Origin of the sequence: Natrinema sp. H-ect1, assembly GCF_041821105.1 — an archaeon.
GTDB classification, from domain to species: Archaea; Halobacteriota; Halobacteria; order Halobacteriales; family Natrialbaceae; genus Natrinema; species Natrinema thermotolerans.
In genome coordinates this window covers 1-16,858 of the sequence record NZ_JBGUBA010000008.1, presented here as the reverse complement: position 1 = coordinate 16,858, position 16,858 = coordinate 1, and the positions used below count along the sequence as shown (strand labels likewise).

Genomic DNA, 16,858 nt, shown 5'->3' with positions numbered 1-16,858 from the left:
GTTAGCTCCCGACGAGATCCGCGTCCGTCGGTCCCTGTCCGTCGAACTCCCGGACGAACTCGTCGAGCCGGTCGGGATCGGACGCCGCCGGCAGCCGCTCGTCCGCGGTGGAACAGTCCGCGTCGACCTCGAGTCGCTCGCAGACGAGGTCCGCGGTCGCCTCGGCCATCCGCCGATAGGTCGTCAGCTTCCCGCCGACGACGCTACAGCAGTTCTCGACGCCGTCGTCCGCGTGATCGAGCAGGTGAAACCCCCGCGAGATGCCCCGGCCGCCCCGCGCGGCTTCGTCGGGTTCGTACAGCGGGCGGACGCCCCACCACGTCCGGACGCGGTCGGCGTCGGCCACCGGCGGGAGCATCGCCGCACACTCCCGGACCGTCTCGGCGATCTCCCAGTCGGCCCGCTCGTAGTCGTCGGGATCGTCGACCGCCACGCTCGTCGTCCCGAGGACGACCTCGCCGTCGTGGGGGACGACGATATCCCCGTCGGCCGGCTCGCGACACCGGTTGAGAACCGGCTCGAGGCCCGGGTATTCGACCGAGACCATGACGCCGCGAGTCGGTCGCATCTCGACGGCAGCGCCGGCCATCGCCGCGACCCGACCGGCGTGGGGCCCGGTCGCGTTCACGACGTACTCCGGACTGAGCGTCGCCTCGGCGTCGCCGCCGAGCGTGACGGACCTGATTCGGCCGCCCTCGGTCGTCATCGATGTGACCGGTGTGTGCGGACGGATTCGCGCGCCGTGGTCGCGGGCGTCGGCCGCGTTCGCCGCGACCAGTCTGGACGGGACGACGACCCCGTCCGGGACTTCCATTGCGCGTTCGACGTCGGTCGCCAGCTCCGGGACCGCTTCGCGGGCGGCCGCGCCGTCGACGACGTCGGTCGGGATACCGACGTTCTCACAGGCCGCTCGCTTCGCCTCGAAGTACGCCGGATCGTCGGCCGCGAGTTCCACGAAGAGTCCGCCGGTGTCCCGAACGCACTCGCCCGCGATCCGGCGGACGATCCGGTTCTCCTCGAGACACGCCCGGGCCTCCGGACCGTCGGCCTCGGCGTAGCGTGCGCCGCTGTGCAACAGGCCGTGCGACCGGCCCGAGGTACCCGACGCGAGCCCGTCGCGCTCGACGAGCGTGACGTCGACGCCCCTGCGTGCGAGGTCTCTTGCGATTCCCGCCCCGGTCGCGCCGCCGCCGATCACGAGGACTTCGGTTCGCTCCATACCCGATCGAGGGCGTCCACACTGACGTAGCTTTCACCGATCGAGCGAGACGAAGGGCGAACGGGTCGTGATCCGCTGTAGTCTCTCGACTCGAGGACACCCTACGCCCGGTCCTCGAGGATCGACACCAGTTCTTCGACCCACTCGCGCGTGGGCTCGTTGACCGGAGCGCGGCCCCGTCGTCGCTGACAGAGCGTCTCGGCGTAGGCCTCGAGCCAGTCCGTCGCGGCGACGCCGCGGGCGTCCAGCGCCGACCACCAGCGCCGCCAGAACTCGTCGAAGGTCGTCACGCTCACGGTCACGCCGAACTCCGCCTCGAGGGCCGCGAGCCGGTCCTCGATGGCGTCGTCCCGGACCGGCTCCGAACTGGTCACGAACGCGACCGACTCGGTTTCCGGGTGGGCCTCGAGCTTCCCCCGGATCTCCTGGAGTTCGTTCAGCAGGTACGCCTTGCCGTACTTCGCGTCGTAGGCCTCCCGAACCCTGAACTCGTCGTCGGGGTCGACGACCTCGATGTCGGCGATGTTACCGTGTTTCTTGTCGGCCGAGCGCATCTGCGTGAGCGGCTTCAGGCGGCCGTCGAGCAGCCCCTCGTCCTCGAGGACCTGTGCCAGCGCGTGCATGGCGACCTCGTAGATGCGAGCCCCGTGCTGAGACTGCGCCAGGTGAATGTCGATGACCTGCTTGACCGTTTCGGGGGACGGCTCACCGGCGACGAACCGATCGACCAACTCCAGGGCGTCCTCGTAGACCTCCTCGGCGCGCTCGCCGCGATTCGAGAGGCTGACGATCATGTACTCGAGCGCCTCCAGCGCATCGACCGGGTCGTCGTCCTCGAGGGCCTCGACCAGGTCGCCCCACTGTCGTTGGGCTCCCCGAATGTTCGCCTTGTACTGTTTCGAGTAGGGGTAGTTCTCCGCGAGCGAGCGGGTCATCATCACGCCGTCGGCGTTGACCCGCAACAGGTCTCTGTCCCGGAGCGCCGGGGCGACGTAGTCGCTGTCGATCGTCCGCATCGACAGCCCCTCCCGCCACGAGAAGTGCGCGCTGTTCCGGCTCCCCTTGTGGAGTCGGACGCTCTGTGCGGGCTCGAGGGACTTGATCACCAACTGAGTAACGGTCAGCCCGGCGATCGCACGCCCTCGCTCGCTGGTGATCGACTCGACGATCTCGTCGATGAGGGGCCGGATCTCCCCGTCCAGCGCGATCTCGTTCTCGGTTCCGGGGTCGGTGACCCGGTCGAGGACGTCCTCGAACCAGCCGTCCTCGAGGTCGGCTTTGATGCGGTTGTACCGTTCTCTCGCGGCCTCCGACTGCTTTCCTTCCCGATACTCGGTGGTGGTCCCGTCCTCGTCGACGAACACGACGCGGTCGGCGTAGTATCGTACGTGGGGCTCGACCCCGTCGTTCGCGTTCGATGTACTGTCAACCATCTCTATGTGTCTGCTATGTTCCCCAATATGACTTAAAAGAAATGTCCACTGTAAACTCCCGGATTAATATATAAGTATATAGTAGTACAATAACCGCGCCTACTGATTACAGCGCAGTGTCGTCGGCGAACGGACCCGGTTGCTATCGACCGACCTGCGGTCGTCGCGACAGCCTCCACGTGGCGCGAGACTTCGTGGCGCAGAGCCGTGAGAGACGGCTTCGAGGGCGAGACCGACGGCTCGGCGGAGCATGGCGAGGCGACGCTAGGCCCGTCGGATTCGACCGGTCCTCGAGGTGCGAAACCACAAGCACTACACTCTTTCAACGCCGGAAACCTATCAACGATGACGCTGCTACCGGGTGGTGGAGATGAGTGATCGGATTCGCGTTGCCAGTCTGTTTACCGGTGCCGGCGGTCTCGATATCGGCTTTAGCACGCTTTCGGAGTTCGACGTCCGCTTTCATACCGACATCGACGATATCGCTATCGACACGCTTCGGACGAACGCCGAGCGGGGCTCCTACATCGACGACGACGCGATCATCGAACGAACGGACATCACGGAGTACGATGGCGGCGACCTCGAGCCCGACGAGGTCGATCTCGTTATCGGCGGCCCGCCGTGTCAGCCGTTCTCCGCGGCGGCCCGCCGTTCCGGCGGCTTCGCCGGTGCCGACAGCGAGGACGGACAGCTGTTTCGCGCGTACGTGAAACTGCTCGAGCGGTGGCAGCCGACGGCCTTCCTCTTCGAGAACGTCTACGGCATCACCTCAGACGAGGAGGACTGGCAGATGATCGTCGACGCCTTCGAGAACGAGGCTGGCGATCCCGGGTATCGCCTGACGGCCCGGACGCTCGACGCCGCGGACTACGGCGTCCCACAGCACCGCGCCCGGACGTTTATCATCGGCGTCCGGAAGGACGTAGACGAGGAGTTTCGCTTCCCGCGACCGACCCACGGTCCCGACTCGCCCGCCGACCGCGACCTCGTGACGGCTGGCGAGGCCCTCGCGGATCTGGAGACGGCGGGCGCGGCCGAAGATCCGACCTACGAGATCACGTCGAAACACGCCCATCTGCTGGCCGATATCCCGCCGGGGCTCAACTACAGTTTCTACACGGAGAAGCTCGGCCACCCGGAGCCGGTCTTCGGCTGGCGCTCTCGCTTCTCGGACTACCTCTACAAGGCCGATCCCGACCGGCCCGTTCGGACCCTGAAGGCACAGCCGGGCGCGGCGTCGGGCCCCTTCCACTGGGAGAACCGGAAGTTCACCGAAGCGGAACTCAAACGCCTGCAGGCGTTCCCCGATGACTACGTCCTCGAGGGTTCGTACGGGCAGGTCGTCAAACAGATCGGCAACTCGGTCCCCCCGCGGATCGCCGAGGTGCTGGCGAAAGCGATCGCCGAGGAACTGTTCGGGGCCGATGGGTACGACGACGTGGTGCCGATGCCCGACGGGTACGACCTGAACTTCCGCTCGAGAAAGCGGACCAGTACGGAGGAGTACCGCCGGAAGGCGCGCGAACGGCTCGAGGAACTCGGGCTCTGGGACCCCCGCAACGAACGAAGCGGCCAGCAACGCGGGTTAGAGGAGTACGGCGACTCGAGCGACGACGAGACGGAGCCGGAAGCGACCCGCCGACGGGCCACGCTGCACTACCGCGACCACTTCGAGCGCGAGCGGTTGAGCTATGGCACCGCCGTCGAACCGGACGGTGCGGGCCGGACCTTCGATACGGAAAGCGACGTGGACGGCGCGACCCTCCGCGTGGACATCGAGCGACAACACGGCGGCGAGGGGACGATCGAGATCGTCCTCGAACCGGACGACGGCATCTGGAACGGGATCGGCTCCCTCGAGGTGACCGCGACTGGAGTCGATCTCGACGATGTCTTCTACGTCTGGGATATCGCCGCAACGGACGTAATCGAGCGAACGCGATACGAGAAGTTCATCGACGTCGTCGGGCACTACTCGACCACCCGGCTGGACTACTCGTCGTCGCTCGAGTTGACGGGCGTCGACGCGGGGCTGGTCCCGCGGACGCTTCAGTTTTTCAGCCGAGCGAGCAACTGCAACACGGAGTTTACCCTGGACGAACTCGGCCGTCAGTTGAACGCGACCCACGAGGAACTCGTGGACGCGCTCCGACAACTTCGCGGGTGGCGCTACGAACTCCGGACGCCGGCGACTCACGAAACGATGCCCGAGGGGAAGGTCCTCTGTACGTACCCGTTCCCTGACATGAACGAACGGTCCCATTTCGATTCCGAGATCGAACTCGACGCACTCGAAACGCGAACGAACTAACCCCCGACTGCGAGGACGACTCGAGTCCCTGCCACTGGCTGTTCGCGGGTCCATCCAACTACCGGCTAATATTACAACGACGAACGCCACGTCTGACCCCCGCTAAACTGGGTCCGGATCGCGGTTCGTCCGACAGGGGGCGTGGCGCAACTCCCGCGCTCAATATCGTCGCAGCGAGCGATCGTGATGACACGGCGATCGACCCGGACGATGGAGTCACCGTCGCTGTAACCGGTTACTCCCCCGAAGACTGCCATCTTCTTTCGACAGAGATAGCGGCAGTAGTTTCCGAAACGCCCGAGTCGAGGTATCGCTTGCTCGGGAACCCGTCTTTATCCGTCCGACCGCGTAACCCGAACCCATGACAGCAGACGCGACGAAAAAACAGGGCTCCCGAACCGCGGCCACACCCGCTTTGCAAACCGGACCGGCCGCAATCACGTCGAGCCCGCGGTCGGAGGTGCCCGCGGAATGAGCGACACTGCCGAGTCCGGCGGTTCGGACGAGGAGTCCGATCGAGACGACGGCCACCTCGAGGACGTCGACGTCGGTGCGGGGTGTACCGAGATCTGGGAACACCTCGCCGAGGAGCGCGAGGACTGAGCGCGCCCGTTCACGATCGATTACCCCCGAACCGCCCCGTGACCGAGCGGTCTCGCTATTGGTTCAGCGCGATTTTCTCCTCGAACTTCTCGCGGACCTTCTCGACTTTCGGGGCCGCGTGCATCTGGCAGTAGGCGTCGGTGGGGTTCTTCTCGAAGTAGTCCTGGTGTTTCTCCTCGGCGCGGTAGAACGTCTCGAGGGGCTCGAGTTCGGTCACGACGTCGTCGTCGTACTCGGAATCGAGGGCCTCGATGTAGGCCTCGGCCTGCCGGTGTTGCTCGTCGTCGTGAGCGAGGACGATCGAGCGGTACTGGGTTCCCACGTCGGGGCCCTGTCGGTTGAGCTGTGTCGGATCGTGCGTGGCGAAAAAGACCTCGAGCAGTTCGTCGTACGCGATGGCGTCGGGGTCGTACTCGACTTGGACGACTTCGGCGTGGCCGGTGTTGCCGGAACAGACCTCCCGATAGGACGGGTCCTCGACGTGGCCGCCGGCGTAGCCCGAGGTGACGGCGTCGACGCCTTCGAGTTCCTTCATCGCCGCTTCGGTACACCAGAAACAGCCGCCGCCGAACGTGGCTCGTTCCATACCCCATAGTAGGGCACGACCGAGGAAAGATGTGACGGGTGGGTTCGTTCGGGCCCCGCGACCCGACCGCTGCTGACCTCGCGATCCGAATCGCGTGCCAAGGGATTTGCCGGTGGCCGACGAACGCCGGGGTATGTCCTGGGACACAGTCTCCCTCGAGTACGACGACGATGTCGCAACGCTGACCGTCGACCGACCGGACGCCCTGAACGCCCTGAACGTCGAGACGCTCGAGGCGATGGGGGAGGCGATCGAAACGGCCGCCGACGAGGGCGCACGCGCGCTCGTCCTGACGGGGGCCGGCGACGCGTTCATCGCCGGCGCGGACATCAAGTACATGCAGGATCTCGATCCCGAGAACGCCCAGGAGTGGGGCGAACTCGGCCACGACGTCGCCGACGCGCTCGAGGCGTTCCCCGCGCCAACGATCGCCGCGGTCAACGGCTACGCGTTCGGCGGGGGCTGTGAGATGGCGCTGGCCTGTGACCTCCGCGTGGCGAGCGAGTCGGCGCTGATCGGCAACACCGAGATCGATCTGGGGATCATCCCCGGCTGGGGGGCCACCCAGCGGCTGCCGCGGCTGGTCGGCGACGAGACCGCCCGCCGGATGATCTTCCTCGGTGAGCGCCTCGACGCCGCGTCGGCCGCGGAGGTGGGGCTGTTCGGCGAGGTCGTGGCGGACGACGAACTCGAGGGGGTCGCCGCGGAACTGGCCGATCGGCTCGCCGCGAAACCGGCCTTCGCGATGCGAACTGCAAAAGCAGCGATTAATCAGGGCTACGAGGGCTCACAGGAAAGCGGCCTCACCTACGAAAAACGGGCCTTCGCGAGCCTCTTCGGGACGCCGGATCAGCGCGAGGGGATGGCCGCGTTCGTCGAGGACCGCGAGCCCGACTTCGAGTGATCAGCGGTCTTCGACGCGCCACGTGAGCAGAACGCCCTCGTCGAGCCGGTCGACGGCCTCGAGTACGAGTTCGGGGAAGTCGGCGACGAACCCCTCGCCGTCGGCCAGCGTCGGGGCGTCCCGGCCACCGATAATCGTCGGGCCGACGAACACCCGTAGCTCGTCGACCAGCCCGGCCTCGAACAGCGAGAAGATGAGTTCGCCGCCGCCCTCGACCATGACCCGCTCGAGGCCCGCCTCCTGCAAGGCCGCGAACGCCCGCAGGAGATCGACCCGCTTCTCGCCCGCGGTGATCAGTTCGGCGGCGTCGGCGAGTGCCGCGCGCCGGTCGACGGACGCGGCCTCGCTCAGACAGCAGTAGGTCGTCGCCGCGTCGTCGAGGACCGCGGCGTCGGTCGGGGTCCGCCCGCTCGAGTCGACCACGACCCGTGCGGGGGTTTCCGGCTCGCCCCGCTCGCGCCGTCGTTCCCGCAGCCGCTCGTCCTTGACCGTCAGGTGCGGATCGTCCGCGAGGACGGTCCCGACGCCGACGACGACGGCGTCGCTTTCGGCCCGGACTCGATCGACGCGGGCGAAGTCCTCGTCGCCGCTGATCGCGAGTTGCTCTCGGCGTCGCGAGGAGAGTTTCCCGTCCGCGCTCATTGCGGCGTTGACCACGACGTGCATACCGCTGCTGCGGGGGGACGGCTAAAGAAATCCCCGCTCGCGGGCCGCCGGCGTCGCGTCGGGTGTCCGCCGACGGGGGTCGGACCGTTTCTCGTGTCGGCTATACGCCACTATATAGCATCGCGTATCCAACATATAAACGACTTATCCGGTTTCGCTGGACGGGTCGGACACGACGCGTGACGACCGCCACCACCCCAGCAGACGACGCGGTATCGTTCGACCACCGTCACATCGCCCTCGAGAACCACGGCGACGTCTACGTCGTCGGCGACGTTCACGGCTGTCCGGACGCACTCGATGCGCTGCTCGAGCGACTGGACCTCGGCGGCAACGACCTCGCCGTGTTCGTCGGCGATCTGGTCCGAAAAGGACCCGACAGCAAGGCCGTCCTCGACCGGGTGCGCCGGTCGCCGCGACTGCTCTCCGTTCGGGGCAACAACGAGCGAAAGCTCATCGAGGGGGCGGCCTCGCTGTCGGCGCTGGGGCCGGCCGACTACCAGTACGTGGAGTCGCTGCCGACCGCGATCTCGTGGGACGGCGGCCTCGTCGTCCATGGCGGGGTCGACCCGGCCCGCTCGCTGTCGGCGCAGTCCCGCGAGGACGTACTGACGATGCGGTCGCCCGAGGGTGACGGCTACGACGGCCCCTTCTGGTTCGACGCCTACGAGGGGCCGCCGCGGGTCTTCTTCGGTCACACCGTCCTCGAGACGCCGATCGAACGGGAGTGGGCGGTGGGGCTCGATACGGGGTGTGTCTACGGCGGCAGTCTCACCGCGTACGACGTCGGGAACGAGCGGTTCGTCAGCGTCGACGGCCCCGACCACGTCGAGCGATCGTCGTCGAAGATCGTCACGCCGGACGGCAGTTGCTAGGGGGGTCGGGATGAACGAACGAGATGCGACAGCCGACGACGAGCGGGGTGGAACGACCCCGGAGGAACAGGCAAACGACCAGTCGACCGCCGACGGCACCGAGTTCGCGTTCCGATCGCTGCTCGACGACGAAGGTGTGACCGCCTCGAGTCCGGCCGAGCGGACCGACGGCGGCGCCGAATCGGAGACCACTGATCGCGCCGGAGACCAGGAGTCCACAGCGGACACCGTGATCGAGGCCGAGTCGGACGCGGGAGCGGGCGCGCCCGGCTCGCGGACCGACGGTGCCGCGGAGACCGACGACGGCAACGCCGAGACGCTGCCTCTCCCCGAGCCGATCGGCGATACTTCGGCCGACGGCGACGGGACCGATCCAGTCGAAGGGAACGACCCGTCGTCCGGCATCGCCGACGTCGACCTCTCGAGCCCGGAGTACTACCTGAATCGCGAACTCAGCGAACTGGCCTTCCAGCGGCGGGTCCTCCACGAGGTCCTCGATTCGGACAACCCGCTGTTGGAGCGCGTGAAGTTCTGCTCGATCGTCACGCGGAACCTAGACGAGTTCTTCCGCAAGCGCGTCGGCGGCCTGAAACAGGGGATCGCGGCCGGCGTCACCGAGGAGACGCCGGACGGACGCACGCCCCGCGAGCAGTGGGACGCCGTCCTCGAGGCGGCCCGGCCGCTGCTCGAGCGGCAGGCCGAGTGTTACTGCGAGGAGATCCGTCCGGCGCTGGCCGACGAAGGCATCGCCATCGTCGATTACGACGACCTGAGCGCGGCCGAGCGGACGACGCTTCGCGAGTACTTCGAGAGTTCGGTGTTGCCGACGCTGACCCCGCTGACGTTCGATCCGGCCCATCCCTTCCCGTTCATCTCGAATCAGAGCCTCTCGCTGGCAGTGCTGACGCGGGAACGACCCGACGCGGAACTGACCTTCTCGCGGGTGAAGATCCCGCGCAACCAGCTCCGGTTCGTCCAGCTCGGCGACGACCGGCGGTACGTCCTCCTCGAGGACGTCGTCCGGGCGAACCTCGATCTGCTCTTTCCGGACGTCGAGGTGGTCGACACTGCCCTGTTCCGCGTGACCCGCAACGCCGAGGTCCGGCGCAACGAGGAGGTCGCCGAGGACCTGATCGAGACCATCGAGGAGGTCATCGAGGAGCGGCGGTTCGCGGCCGCCGTCCGCCTCGAGATCGAACCCGACGCCCCGCAGGAAGTGCGCGAGATCCTCACGCGGGAACTCGAACTCGACGACCGGGAGGTGTTCGAACTCGCCGGCCCGCTCGATTACCGCGACTTCGCCGACCTGACCGAACTCGACCGCCCCGACCTGAAGCTTCCCGAGTGGTCGCCACAGCCCCATCCGCGGCTGGGCCGGTGTGACGACGGTACGACCGTCTTCGACGTCATCAGCGACCGCGACGTCCTCGTTCAGCATCCCTACCACTCCTTCGAGGGGACCGTCCAGCGGTTCCTCGAAGCCGCGGCCAACGACCCCGACGTACTGGCGATCAAGGCGGCGATCTACCGGACCGCCAGCGACTCACGGGTCATCGAGAGCCTGATCGAGGCCGCCCACAACGGCAAGCAGGTCGCGGTCATGGTCGAGTTGAAGGCCCGCTTCGACGAGGAGAACAACCTCGAGTGGGCGAAGAAACTCGAGGAGGAGGGGATCCACGTCGCCTACGGGACGATCGGCTACAAGACCCACACCAAGACCTCGCTGGTCGTCCGCGAGGAGGCAGAGGGCGTCCGGCTCTACTCCCACGTCGGGACCGGCAACTACCACTCCGAGACGGCCAAGAGCTACGAGGATCTGGGGTTGCTGACCGCCGATCGGGACATCGGACAGGACCTCGTCAGGCTGTTCAACTACTTCACCGGCCACTCGATGTATCGGGACTACCGGGAGCTGTTGATCGCGCCGGGGAACATGCGCGATCGGTTCGTCGAACTGATCCGGGCCGAGGCCGAGCGGGCCCGCAACGGCGAGGACGCCCGGATCGTCGCCAAGATGAACCGGTTGGAAGACCCCGAACTCGTCCGGGAACTCTACGAGGCTTCGATGGCCGGCGTCGACATCGATCTGATCGTCCGCGATATCTGTCGGCTTCGACCCGGGCTCGAGGGCATCAGCGAGACGATCGACGTCTACAGCGTCGTCGGCCGCTTTCTCGAACACTCGCGGATCTTCTACTTCCGGGCCGGCGGCAAGGACCGGTACTACATCGGGTCGGCCGACTGGATGACCCGTAATCTCGACAACCGGGTCGAGGCGGTGACGCCGATCGAGGATCCGCGGCTCCGGGAGCGACTCGAGACGATCCTCGAGACGCTGCTCGAGGACGATCGGAACAGGTGGATAATGCGGTCGGACGGGAGCTACGATCGCTGCCGATCGACGGACGGTTCGTCGTCTGACGTTCACGAGACGTTCATGCGGTCGGCGTTACGCCCCGCGGGTCGGGGGCGGATCGATCTCGGCGACTGAACGGTGGGGCGATCGCCGACTGCTGATTGCCAGTTTCAGACTACCAATCGCCGACTACCGATCACCGACGGTTCCCTTTTCCATTTCCGAAACGAGTGCCACCAGCGACGCGGCCCGTCCCTGCCGATACCGAGTCGTTCGAGGCCGTACGGATACCTCAATAGCACAACTAGCAGCGGCTTTGTACGTTCCGTCGGTCGACTTCGATACGCGCTCTCCCCCGACCATGAACGGATCAACCGGCGGCTACGGCGATCGTTCGACGCGGCAACGGCTCTCGACGGCGACGCAGTACGCGACCGAGACGGCCACCCTCGAGTCGATCGTCGTCCGATACGAGGACCGGGCGGACCGATGTACGATTACGCCGCGTGAGTGTCCGGCCGACGATCAGCTGACGACGTGGCTGTCGGCCGATATCGAGGCGTTCGTCGATCTCGAGGACGTTCGCTGACGACGACCGGCCCGGCGAATCGATCACGATTCGCGCCGACTGTACCCCCCTCTTCGTCGGAGTGATCCCACTCGATATGTATCTCTACAATTTCTATATAGCACTATGTTTGGTAACTATTGTCGATAGATTCGTACTGATGAATAGTTATCCGAGATGGCCTAAACCGTCCGATAGTGGCACTATCTCCCTGGCTAATTCTCTCTATAGACTAGTGGATTTATATTGTTGTAATCAAAATCGGCCTGTATGGAGACGCGAAAGGTCCAGGTGACCGGTGGGTCGACGTATACCGTTTCGCTGCCGAAGACGTGGGCGACCGACAACGGTGTCAGCAGCGGTACGACCGTCGAATTCTATCCCGAAGACGACGAACTGCTTCTCACCCCGGAACGCGAGACGCGCCGGCAGGAAGGCACCCTCGACGTCTCCGGCCTCGAGGGCGAACAGCTCACGCGGGCCGTGATGACGATGTACGTCAGCGGCTTCGACGTGATTTCGCTCGAGGCCGGCCGGATCACGACCGAGCAACGAAGCGCGATCAGGAGTGCGACCCAGCGACTCGTCGGCGTCGAGGTTTTGGAGGAAACCAGCGATAGCGTCGTCATTCAGGACTTGCTCGACTCATCGGAGCTGTCGATCGTCAACGCCGTCACCCGGATGCGCCTGATCGCCCAGTCGATGCTCGAGGACGCGGTGACGGCCCTGATCGAGAACGACGACGCGATCGCCGAGGACGTGATCGAGCGCGACGACGACGTCGATCGGCTCTGGCTGGTCGTCTCGCGGATCTTCCGCGCGACGTTGCGCTCACCACGCGCCGTCGAGGAACTCGGCGTCTCTCGGGAGGACTGCTTCGACTTTCACTCGACCGCCCGGCAACTCGAGCGGATCGCCGACCACGCCGTCAAGATCAGCGACATCGCGCTCAAACTCGACGACCTGTCGGCCGACGTCGCCGATGCCGTCCACGGGCTCCACGCCGAGGCCGCGTCGGTCCTCGAACAGTCGACCGACGCCCTGTTCGCCGAAGAGTCCGACGAGGCCACCCGCCTCGGCCACGCGGCGCTCGAGGCCGTCGTCGAGATCGACGAACACACCCGCAAGATCGACGACATGCTACGGGATCTCGAGCCCGCACAGGCCCAATCGCTGGGGCTGATCGTCGACTCGCTCTCGCGGAGCGCCGACTACGGCGGGAACATCGCCGAAACTGCGCTGCAGAAGGCCGCCCCACGGCCCTGACGACCGCGGTCGATCGATTATCGGGGGACGGTACGCTCGTGGTGTAAACGGCAGAGCCGCAGCTGGCCGCGCTGGCACAACGGAAGAATCAGCGGGCGTTACTCGAGGAGAACGGCGTTGACCTGACCGGTCTGGCCGGGTCGGGACGTAACGCGGGCCTGCCCTTCGCTCGTCTCGATGACGGCACCCTTCGTGATGATGTTTCGGCGGACGTAGTTCGGGTTGGCGTCGTTCTCGACGACGTCCTCGATGTCGGCCGAAACCGTCTCGTCGCCCTTGTTGACGCTTGCGACGTTGGTCGCCAGCGCACGGGTCTTCGTCTCGTTCCCGCGGGCGTCGACGGTGCGGAACCGCGGTTCGCCGACCTGCGTCTCGGTGGGCAGCCGACCGAGTTCGTTCTTCCGGCGCTTTCGAACGTTCTTCAGTCGACCGCCGGTTCGCTTGCGCGTAGAGCGTCCCTGATCCTGCATACACGTACCCAGCCCCGGCGCGTATTTATATGCAACGAGATACACCCCGGCTGCAGGCCACCGGCGCAGTCGCCGGCCGGTCACTCGTCGGCGACAAGACAGTACGCGCGGCCGGGCTCCTCGAGGATCGTCTCCTCGTCGGCGTAGTAGTTCGAGAAGACGCCGCGCTCGGCGTAGTAGATCCGCCCGTCGCGGGGGATCGCACCGCTGGTGACGTGCCCGCGATTCCGGACTCGCCAGCGCTGGTCGCCGGTCTCGCGATCGAGCGCGTACAGATGCGTATCGTAGGAGCCGACGAGAATCGTCTCGGCGGTGGCCGTGATCGAACCGATGACGTGCCCGTCCACGTCGGCCGACCACAACTCCTCGCCGGTATCGGTCTCGAGCGCGTAGACGTGGTGGTCGTCGCCCCCGACGTAGACGATCCCTGCCTCGGGGTCGATCGCCGGGTTCGACATGACGACGTCGCCGGTGTCGAACGACCACTCCTCGCTGCCGTCCGCGAGGTCGAGCCGGTAGAACCGGCCGTCCCACGAGCCGACGAACGCCGCGCCGTCGTAGACCGGGATCGTCCCCTTGATCTGTGCGCCGAGGTTGAACCGCCCGCCCGCCATCGACTTCCCGTCGGGGCCGCCCTCGCCGCCCGCCTGAAACGACCACGCGAACTCGAGGGAGGGGAACTCCCAGCAGTAGACGACGCCGTCGTTCGACCCCGTGACGAGCCGGCCGGCCTCGCAATCGATCGCGGGCGAGGGGTGGGGCATCCCCCAGAGGCGGTCGTCGCTCCAGACCGGCGTGCCGGTGGCGGCGTCGACCGCCCAGAGCGTGCCGCTTGCCGGGTCGCTGTACTCGGCGAGCAGGTAGAGCGTTCCGTCGACGTACGCGGGACTCGAGCCGATGGCGATCGCGCCGCCGAACTCGCGGGCGGTGGTTCGCCACTGCAGGTCGCCGGATGCGATATCGACGGCATAGAGGGCCCCATCGTAGCCGCCGACGTAGGCGGTCCCGTCGACGATCGCCGGCGTCCCGTGAAAGCCCAGGCTCCGGCCGGCGCCGGTCTCGAGGTGCCAGCGCTTCTCGCCGGTCGGCGTGACGGCGTCGATCCGGCCGGTGTCGCTGGCCACGAGGACCGTCTCGCCGTCCGGCGTCGGTCGCGGCGTCGACTTGGCCGCGGTGTGGCCGATCCGGTTGGTCGAGAACGACCAGTCGACCCGCACCGCGTCCGGGACGGTCTCCTCGGGGTAGTAGCCGTACCGACGCAGGCCCCGTCGGAACATCGAGGTGCCGTCGTCGGCCGGCAACGGAACGTAGCCGTCCGCGTCGCTCGCGGCGGCGGTGATCGCCGAACAGTCCGTCCGCGAGCGGTACCGCCGGTCGGCACAACCAGCCAGTCCGACGATCCCGGCCGTGCCGGCGGTGCCGAGCAGTTGCCGCCTGGTGACACGTGCAGCCGCGGCTGTCCCGCCGTCGTGGTCGGCGTCGGCTCGAGGGTCCGCGGCGCGCTCGTTCACGCGTCTACTCCTGTTGGGCGTCGACGACCGCCACGCCCGCGAGGTTCACGATGTCTTTGACCTCGTCGCCCCGCTGGAGGACGTGGACCGGCTTGTCCATCCCGACCAGCATCGGCCCGATGGCGTCGGCACCGCCCAGTCGCTGGAGGAGTTTGTAGCCGATGTTGCCCGACTCGAGGTTCGGGAAGACAAGCACGTTCGCGGGTTCCTCGAGTTCGGAGAAGCCGTACGTGCCCTCGAGGATGTCCTCGACGACGGCGGTGTCGGCCTGCATCTCGCCGTCGACCGTGAAGTCGACTTCGGGGTCGTCCTGCAACATCCGCGCCGCCTTGCGCGGTTTGCGGGTCCCCGCGTTGTCGACGCTCCCGAAGTTCGAGTACGAGAGCAGTGCCGCACGGGGTTCGATGTTGAACCGCCGTGCCAGTTTGCCGGTCTGTTTGGTGACCTCCGCGAGGACCTCCTCGTTGGGGTCCTGATTGACCGTCGCGTCGGCGACGAAGATCACGCGGTTCTTGAACGTCAGCATGTAGACGCCGGCGGCGTAGTCGACGTCGTCGTCGGTGCCGACGACCTGCAGCGGCGGCCGCAGTGCCGAGGGATAATGATGGGAGAGACCCGTCAGCAGGGCGTCGGCGTCGCCCTGTTCGACCATCACGCTCCCGAAGTAGTTCGAGTCGCGCTCGATGAGTTCGCCGGCCTCGCTGCGCGTGATCCCCTTGCGGGCCCGCAGTTCGTGGAGTCGGTCGGCGTACTCCTCGTAGTCGCCGACGGAGGGATCGGCGACGGTCGGATCGAAGTCCAGCCCGAGGTTCGCCGAGGTCTGTTTGATCTCGTCCTCGTCGCCGATCAGGACCGGCAGGGCGATCCCCTGCTCCTGAATCTGGTAGGCCGCGCGGATCATCTTCTCGTTTTCGCCCTCCGCCAAGGCGACCGTCTTGGGGTCGCTCTTGGCCTTGTTGAGGACGACCCGCATCATCTCGCGGGACTTGCCCAGTCGGGCCTCGAGTTCTTCCTCGTAGGCCTCGAGGTCGATCTCGGTACGAGCCGCACCGGACTCCATCGCGGCCTCGGCGATCGCCGGCGCGACGCGGAAGAGGACGCGCGGGTCGACGGGCTTGGGAATGATGTAGTCGGGGCCGTACTGGATCGGGTCGTCGCCGTAGGCCTTGACGACCGCGTCGGGAACGTCCTGGCGGGCGAGTTCGGCCAGCGCCTCGGCACAGGCGACTTTCATCTCCTCGTTGATCTCGGTCGCGCGCACGTCGAGGGCCCCACGGAAGATGAAGGGGAACCCGAGGACGTTGTTGACCTGGTTCGGATAATCCGAGCGGCCGGTGGCCATGATGACGGTGTCGTCGCGGGCCGCTTTGGCCTCCTCGTAGCCGATCTCCGGATCCGGATTCGCCATCGCGAAGACGATCGGGTCCGACGCCATCGACTGGATCATCTCCTGGGAGACGATGCCGCCGATCGAGAGCCCGACGAAGACGTCGGCCCCTGCCATCGCGTCGGCCAGCCCGCCCTCGGGCACGTCGCGGGCGAACTGCTGTTTGTACTCGTTGACGTCGCCGTCCGCGGCGCGGTCCTCGGTGATGATCCCCGAGGAGTCACACATCGTGATGTTCTCCTTCCGGACGCCCAGCGAGACGTAAAAGCGCGCCGTCGCGATGGCACTCGCCCCGGCTCCGGAGAAGACGACCTCGAGTTCCTCGAGGCTCTTGCCGGCGATGTCGGCGGCGTTGAGCAGCGCGGCCCCGGAGATGATCGCGGTGCCGTGCTGGTCGTCGTGGAACACCGGAATGTCGATCTCCTCGCGCAGCCGTTCCTCGACGGTGAAACAGCCGGGTGCTTTGATGTCCTCTAAGTTGATCCCGCCGAAGGTCGGCTCCATCATCTTGATGGCCTCGACGAGCTTGTCGGGGTCCGAATCGTCGAGTTCGATGTCGAAGACGTCGATGTCGGCAAAGCGCTTGAACAGCACGCCCTTGCCCTCCATGACGGGTTTGGAAGCCTGTGCGCCGATGTCACCCAATCCGAGAACCGCCGAACCGTTCGAGACGACGCCGACGAGGTTGCCCTTGGCCGTA

Annotated in this window: 14 protein-coding genes; 7 read left to right on the top strand and 7 right to left on the bottom strand. The window is 66.6% G+C overall.

Translation table 11 applies throughout. From position 1 onward, the window contains the following. Nucleotide 1: 1 nt before the first annotated feature. Complete coding sequence (locus ACERIM_RS15010) at nucleotides 2-1,219, bottom strand: FAD-dependent oxidoreductase (protein ID WP_373633314.1); 1,218 nt, start codon at nucleotides 1,217-1,219, stop codon at nucleotides 2-4. 101 nt (nucleotides 1,220-1,320) lie between these two features. After that, nucleotides 1,321-2,652 carry a DNA methyltransferase gene (locus ACERIM_RS15005; RefSeq protein ID WP_373633313.1) on the bottom strand — a complete coding sequence of 444 codons (1,332 nt, stop codon included), beginning with the start codon at nucleotides 2,650-2,652 and terminating at the stop codon, nucleotides 1,321-1,323. 370 nt (nucleotides 2,653-3,022) lie between these two features. Between ACERIM_RS15005 and ACERIM_RS15000 the strand changes: the two genes are divergently transcribed. Next, complete coding sequence (locus ACERIM_RS15000; RefSeq protein ID WP_373633312.1) at nucleotides 3,023-4,966, top strand: DNA cytosine methyltransferase; 1,944 nt, start codon at nucleotides 3,023-3,025, stop codon at nucleotides 4,964-4,966. Between the two features lie 471 nt (nucleotides 4,967-5,437). Continuing rightward, the gene (locus tag ACERIM_RS14995; RefSeq protein ID WP_006649395.1) at nucleotides 5,438-5,569 is read left to right on the top strand and encodes a hypothetical protein; all 132 of its coding nucleotides are present in this window, start codon (nucleotides 5,438-5,440) and stop codon (nucleotides 5,567-5,569) included. A gap of 55 nt (nucleotides 5,570-5,624) precedes the next feature. On the opposite strand, the gene msrA is transcribed toward ACERIM_RS14995, so the two are convergent. Continuing rightward, complete coding sequence (msrA, locus tag ACERIM_RS14990; RefSeq protein ID WP_373633311.1) at nucleotides 5,625-6,155, bottom strand: peptide-methionine (S)-S-oxide reductase MsrA; 531 nt, start codon at nucleotides 6,153-6,155, stop codon at nucleotides 5,625-5,627. A gap of 133 nt (nucleotides 6,156-6,288) precedes the next feature. On the opposite strand from msrA, the gene ACERIM_RS14985 reads away from it, so the two are divergent. Then, on the top strand, nucleotides 6,289-7,059 hold the full coding sequence (locus tag ACERIM_RS14985) for an enoyl-CoA hydratase/isomerase family protein (protein WP_373633310.1): 771 nt from the start codon (nucleotides 6,289-6,291) through the stop codon (nucleotides 7,057-7,059). Here the strand turns inward: ACERIM_RS14985 and ACERIM_RS14980 are convergent, their stop codons facing one another. Then, nucleotides 7,060-7,725 (bottom strand): 2,5-diamino-6-(ribosylamino)-4(3H)-pyrimidinone 5'-phosphate reductase, encoded by a 666-nt coding sequence (locus tag ACERIM_RS14980; protein ID WP_373633309.1) that lies wholly within the window; start codon nucleotides 7,723-7,725, stop codon nucleotides 7,060-7,062. It abuts the gene before it with no gap. A 179-nt stretch (nucleotides 7,726-7,904) separates the two neighbouring features. Here ACERIM_RS14980 and ACERIM_RS14975 point away from each other — a divergent pair, with 179 nt between their 5' ends. The 4 genes from ACERIM_RS14975 (at nucleotide 7,905) to ACERIM_RS14960 (ending at nucleotide 12,790) form a co-directional block, all read left to right on the top strand. Next, on the top strand, nucleotides 7,905-8,600 hold the full coding sequence (locus ACERIM_RS14975) for a metallophosphoesterase family protein (RefSeq protein ID WP_373633308.1): 696 nt from the start codon (nucleotides 7,905-7,907) through the stop codon (nucleotides 8,598-8,600). Between the two features lie 10 nt (nucleotides 8,601-8,610). Beyond that, entirely contained in the window at nucleotides 8,611-11,091 is a 2,481-nt protein-coding gene (gene ppk1, locus ACERIM_RS14970) for a polyphosphate kinase 1 (protein ID WP_373633307.1), read from the top strand. A 226-nt stretch (nucleotides 11,092-11,317) separates the two neighbouring features. Beyond that, complete coding sequence (locus tag ACERIM_RS14965; RefSeq protein ID WP_006649389.1) at nucleotides 11,318-11,545, top strand: hypothetical protein; 228 nt, start codon at nucleotides 11,318-11,320, stop codon at nucleotides 11,543-11,545. A gap of 249 nt (nucleotides 11,546-11,794) precedes the next feature. Then, entirely contained in the window at nucleotides 11,795-12,790 is a 996-nt protein-coding gene (locus ACERIM_RS14960) for a phosphate uptake regulator PhoU (RefSeq protein ID WP_006649387.1), read from the top strand. A gap of 98 nt (nucleotides 12,791-12,888) precedes the next feature. Here the strand turns inward: ACERIM_RS14960 and ACERIM_RS14955 are convergent, their stop codons facing one another. The 3 genes from ACERIM_RS14955 to ACERIM_RS14945 form a co-directional block, all read right to left on the bottom strand. Next, entirely contained in the window at nucleotides 12,889-13,260 is a 372-nt protein-coding gene (locus ACERIM_RS14955) for a 30S ribosomal protein S8e (RefSeq protein ID WP_006649386.1), read from the bottom strand. A gap of 80 nt (nucleotides 13,261-13,340) precedes the next feature. Further along, nucleotides 13,341-14,771 carry a PQQ-binding-like beta-propeller repeat protein gene (locus tag ACERIM_RS14950; RefSeq protein WP_373633306.1) on the bottom strand — a complete coding sequence of 477 codons (1,431 nt, stop codon included), beginning with the start codon at nucleotides 14,769-14,771 and terminating at the stop codon, nucleotides 13,341-13,343. 4 nt (nucleotides 14,772-14,775) lie between these two features. Further along, nucleotides 14,776-16,858: NADP-dependent malic enzyme (locus ACERIM_RS14945; RefSeq protein ID WP_373633305.1), on the bottom strand; the 2,083-nt coding region annotated here is incomplete at its 5' end.

Coding starts and splice junctions, on each gene's coding strand:
- ACERIM_RS15010 (WP_373633314.1), bottom strand. CDS start 1,219: ATGGAGCGAACCGAAGTCCTCGTGATCGGCGGCGGCGCGACCGGGGCG.
- ACERIM_RS15005 (WP_373633313.1), bottom strand. CDS start 2,652: ATGGTTGACAGTACATCGAACGCGAACGACGGGGTCGAGCCCCACGTA.
- ACERIM_RS15000 (WP_373633312.1), top strand. CDS start 3,023: ATGAGTGATCGGATTCGCGTTGCCAGTCTGTTTACCGGTGCCGGCGGT.
- ACERIM_RS14995 (WP_006649395.1), top strand. CDS start 5,438: ATGAGCGACACTGCCGAGTCCGGCGGTTCGGACGAGGAGTCCGATCGA.
- msrA (WP_373633311.1), bottom strand. CDS start 6,155: ATGGAACGAGCCACGTTCGGCGGCGGCTGTTTCTGGTGTACCGAAGCG.
- ACERIM_RS14985 (WP_373633310.1), top strand. CDS start 6,289: ATGTCCTGGGACACAGTCTCCCTCGAGTACGACGACGATGTCGCAACG.
- ACERIM_RS14980 (WP_373633309.1), bottom strand. CDS start 7,725: ATGCACGTCGTGGTCAACGCCGCAATGAGCGCGGACGGGAAACTCTCC.
- ppk1 (WP_373633307.1), top strand. CDS start 8,611: ATGAACGAACGAGATGCGACAGCCGACGACGAGCGGGGTGGAACGACC.
- ACERIM_RS14965 (WP_006649389.1), top strand. CDS start 11,318: ATGAACGGATCAACCGGCGGCTACGGCGATCGTTCGACGCGGCAACGG.
- ACERIM_RS14960 (WP_006649387.1), top strand. CDS start 11,795: ATGGAGACGCGAAAGGTCCAGGTGACCGGTGGGTCGACGTATACCGTT.
- ACERIM_RS14955 (WP_006649386.1), bottom strand. CDS start 13,260: ATGCAGGATCAGGGACGCTCTACGCGCAAGCGAACCGGCGGTCGACTG.